Source organism: Vibrio sp. 1978 (assembly GCF_033344345.1).
In genome coordinates this window covers 1-2,398 of the sequence record NZ_JAWPOP010000067.1, presented here as the reverse complement: position 1 = coordinate 2,398, position 2,398 = coordinate 1, and the positions used below count along the sequence as shown (strand labels likewise).

Genomic DNA, 2,398 nt, shown 5'->3' with positions numbered 1-2,398 from the left:
AGGTCAGAATAATTACGGAGCTGGACAAGTTGCGCAGCCTGGCGAGCCTTCGCTTCCGATTTCTCAATGTCAGTGAGGTTTTTTTGGTGGTCTTTCCACAAGGTTTGCTGAGCTTGCGCATGTTGCGCCATTAGCGCTAATTGCAGCTCATTGTTACCTGCGGCCGCCTCATAAGCAGCAAGGAACTGCTGCGACATCTCTTCCGTTCTGTCAGCAAAAGCAAATCGTTCTTGTTCCCTTGCGGCATTCTCACCGGCTGCGGAGATCGCCAAACGGCGTTGCCATTCGGTTTGTAGCTGGTCAGTGGCATTTTTAAAGGCCGTAACCGCTGGATCTTCTTTGTCGCCTTCACCATCTGCACTTGGTAGTGGTGTGGCATCTGGGGTGTTGTAGTTAATGCTGCCCGCGTAGTCCTTGGCCAGCTGTTCAAACTTTGCCTTAGTGTTCTGGTACCAGGTTTCTATACCTTCTGAAGGTAGCGGCTTGCTGGCTAGATCGCGTAATTCCCAAAGGGATTGATTCAGGTCCAGCTTGGCTTGGTTTACCATTGCCGCATCAAACAACTGTGGTGGTGGCATATTAGAGAACTGACGCAATGAGGCAGCCATGCTGGCAGCTTCATCACTGAAGTTCCCCGCTAAATCCAGTACGCCTTGGAGTGGTGAAATAATAACTTTAAACAGAAACTGGCCGAGCTCATGCAAACCAGTAGTGATAGCCTGTGAAGCCAACATAAAACCAAGTTTGAACCCATCCCACGCAACGGTCAGGCCGTCTATGATCAGCTGTACACCACGCATAGAATCGGCCATAAAGCCAATACCGTTGACCACGCTGTGGATACCTTCAGCTACCATGCTATTCATGCCGCCAAACTGCTGAGAGTAATTCACGAACTCATCAGCTAATGCAGCCACAATCGGTGCTAATTGTGTCGTAATTTCCTGTTTTAATGCTGTTGTAGTAACACCAACTTTATACATGGCGTCGTTGGCCATTTCGACTTTAGCCGCATCGATACGTGACAACGTAATGCCAAGTCTATCGGCCTCATCAGCCATCGAGCGTAAACCCTCAGATCCACCAGCTAACATGTTCACCATGCCAACGCCTTCGGAGTCGAAAAGCTTAAACGCCAGGCGTACACGCTCTGATTGGCTTTCCACCTGTGTGAATGCATCAGATAAAGCATACAACTGCTGGTCTGGGGTCATCTTGCCAAGTGCTTGAGCATCCAGCCCCAATTGCTTCAGTGCAGGCGCCGCCTCACCACTGCCTTGAGCCGCTTCTGCAATCCGGCGAGTCATGCGCTGCAAAGACATATCAAGGTTTTTCGAGCCTACGCCGGTTAATTCACTGGCATGGCGAAACTGGGTTAACGCTTCTGTCGAGATACCGATACGATCCGCAAACTTAGCCGTTTGGTCTATCAGTTCCGCTTGCTGGTTATAGATCAAAGCCAGAGAGCCTGCCGCCGCTACAGAAGCACCAGCGGTGGCTTTAGCAGCTATCGACATGGTTTTGCTGATCGAGTCAGACCAGTTTTTGGCTTTTTTCTGCGATTTTTGCAGTTCACTGGTGAACTGAGCGCTGTTGGCATACAGCGCCACGGTAAGTTTGGCAATATCTGACATTACAAAAGCAGCCTTTCGCAGACGTTCACCTGTTGGTCAACGTTTTGATAATCAAGGATTCGGCTTTGTGGGGCACCATTGCCAGGGGTAAAACCTGACTGGCTTACTCCGGCCGCTTCACGTTTTAATGCGAAATGGGCCATCCATAGCGCCATTAGTTCGCTGTCCACGCTGTGGTAGAGGTTACGAGGGTCGACGATGCCCAGCACTTCACCCAAGTGAAAGAAAAAGTGAAGCGCTGGTTCGTCGGTTAACCTTTTTTTGCGGTGTCCTCTGCGTCTTCAGATAAGAAGTTAATCTGGATCAGCTTGGCAACAGCAGCGTTAATCGCCAGAGGGGTATGTACCTCCATCAAGTCAGCGGGTTTCACACTGACAGACATTGGTTGGTTGTTTTCATCCAGGATGGAATCCAGCACTAATTGGGCCGCCTGAATGTTTAGCTGCTCACCGTTATTGTCCTCCTGAAACTTTCGCACCAGTTTGTCGTGCTCACTCAAACGAGCGGCAGTTAAACGACGCGCTGGGAACTCACCACCCAAGATAGTGACCGTTACAGGGGCCAGCTCTGCGGGCTTCAATAGTTGGCTTTTTAAATTCATGGGTTAATTATCCTTATTAGACTGGGGCCGTGTAACCACGATCAATTGAGTTTTGTTTGCCGTTAACTACCAGGTACATTGGCTGACCTTTATCCAGCTCTTGATGGCTCCAACCGCCAAGAACGACAATCATGTCAGCCCACCGGCCGTTGGGAAATTCAAG

At 50.0% G+C, this 2,398-nt stretch carries 3 protein-coding genes; all 3 read right to left on the bottom strand.

Features of this window, described 5'->3' with window-relative positions; translation table 11 throughout:
- The coding region (locus R8N49_RS24385) for a hypothetical protein (RefSeq protein WP_318190132.1) at positions 1–1,634 on the bottom strand (1,634 nt) is incomplete at its 3' end.
- On the bottom strand, positions 1,634–1,843 hold the full coding sequence (locus R8N49_RS24380; RefSeq protein WP_318190131.1) for a hypothetical protein: 210 nt from the start codon (positions 1,841–1,843) through the stop codon (positions 1,634–1,636). The genes R8N49_RS24380 and R8N49_RS24385, both read right to left, overlap by 1 nt.
- Positions 1,844–1,884: 41 nt before the next feature.
- On the bottom strand, positions 1,885–2,235 hold the full coding sequence (locus tag R8N49_RS24375) for a hypothetical protein (protein ID WP_318190130.1): 351 nt from the start codon (positions 2,233–2,235) through the stop codon (positions 1,885–1,887).
- Positions 2,236–2,398 lie beyond the last annotated feature (163 nt).